This is a genomic window from Dermabacter sp. p3-SID358, from assembly GCF_025147465.1.
In the GTDB taxonomy this organism is placed as follows: domain Bacteria; phylum Actinomycetota; class Actinomycetes; order Actinomycetales; family Dermabacteraceae; genus Dermabacter.
In genome coordinates this window covers 1-1,335 of sequence record NZ_JALXOZ010000034.1, presented here as the reverse complement: position 1 = coordinate 1,335, position 1,335 = coordinate 1, and the positions used below count along the sequence as shown (strand labels likewise).

General features: G+C 53.9%; 2 pseudogenes. Both read right to left on the bottom strand.

Annotation, left to right across the window (positions count from 1 at the left end):
• Positions 1-1,172, bottom strand: a pseudogene (locus tag M3B90_RS09575) (IS3 family transposase); the annotation flags it as partial.
• Between the two features lie 12 nt (positions 1,173-1,184).
• A pseudogene (locus M3B90_RS09680) lies at positions 1,185-1,283 on the bottom strand (hypothetical protein); the annotation flags it as partial.
• Positions 1,284-1,335 lie beyond the last annotated feature (52 nt).

The window sequence follows — 1,335 nt, the reverse complement described above, 5'->3', positions numbered from 1 at the left end:
AAGGGCCTGATCTCGATATTGCATCGGGGTCAGGCCCTTGAGTCGTTGTTGGATGCGTTCGGTGTTGTACCACTGAATGTACTTGTCGATCGCCTGGTTGAACTCTGCGACGGTGGCGAAGACTTCTCCGTGGTACATCTCGGTTTTCAAGTGTCCGAAGAAATTCTCCATGACCGCGTTGTCGTAACAGTTGGCTTTACGGGACATCGACTGAACACCACCGTTGTCATGAATGAGGTTGCGCCAGGACGAATGCTGGTATTGGAAACCTTGATCGGTGTGGATCATCCAGCCAGGTTCAGGTGCACACGTTTTAATCGTCTGAGTTAAAGAATCAGCGGTAAACGTTGTCGACGGCGATGTAGCCACGGTGTGGGCAACGATTGAACGGTCGAACAGATCCATCACCGGTGACAGGTAGACCTTGCGGCCTGCGACCCTGAACTCGGTGACGTCGCTGGCAAAGACGGTATTTGGCTTATCTGGGGTGAACTTGCGGTCAAGGGTGTTGTCGGCAATGTGGCTGATCGTCCTGCTATAGGAAACATATGGCCTGCGCTGGCGGACTTTGGCTCGAAGCCCCATCTCGCACATGAGTTTGTAGACGAGCTTGTGGTTGACCACCCACCCCTGGTTGCGCAGGTCAAGTAGCACTCGTCGGTAGCCGTAGCGATGCTTGTTACGCTCGAAGCTTTCCCGGATCGCGTCTTTGAGCGCAGCGTGCTTATCCGGCTCGCTGAGTCGTTTCTGGTGGTAGAAGAACGTCGATCTCGGCATGCCTGCCGCATCCAAAAGGTATTGCAGGCGATGCTGTGACTTGAGGATGACAATCGCCTGGACTTTCAGGCGCGTCCCTGATTCCTCAAGTCCCGCAATTTTTTTAGATAGGCGTTTTCCGCTTCCAACCGTGCGATCTGGCGACGTAGCTTCTCTTCCTGCGAGAGCGGCTTCGGTGTGACCGAGCCTTTGGGTCTGCCCTTCGGCTTAGGTTTTAGTGCCTCATCGCCACCTTTACGCCATTTCCACGACCAGCCTCTGACTAGCTGCTGCGATGACAGACCAAATTCGCGCGCAAGATCCATCGCTGTCTCACCAGCAAGGTGGCGCTCGGCAACTTCCTTCTTGATTTCGAACGAATACTGCTGCTTAGTCGGTTTCTCCACAAGACATAGCCTGCCATGCAGCTTAAACCGACGACAGAGCGTACGGACGGCGTATCTAGAGACCCCAAGAGCATTAGCAGCAGCTCTATAGCCCATGCCTTGCTCAAAAAGTTCAACCAACTGCTCGCGCTGATGCTCACTCAGCGAACTTTGTGCTCTCAACGAAAACTAC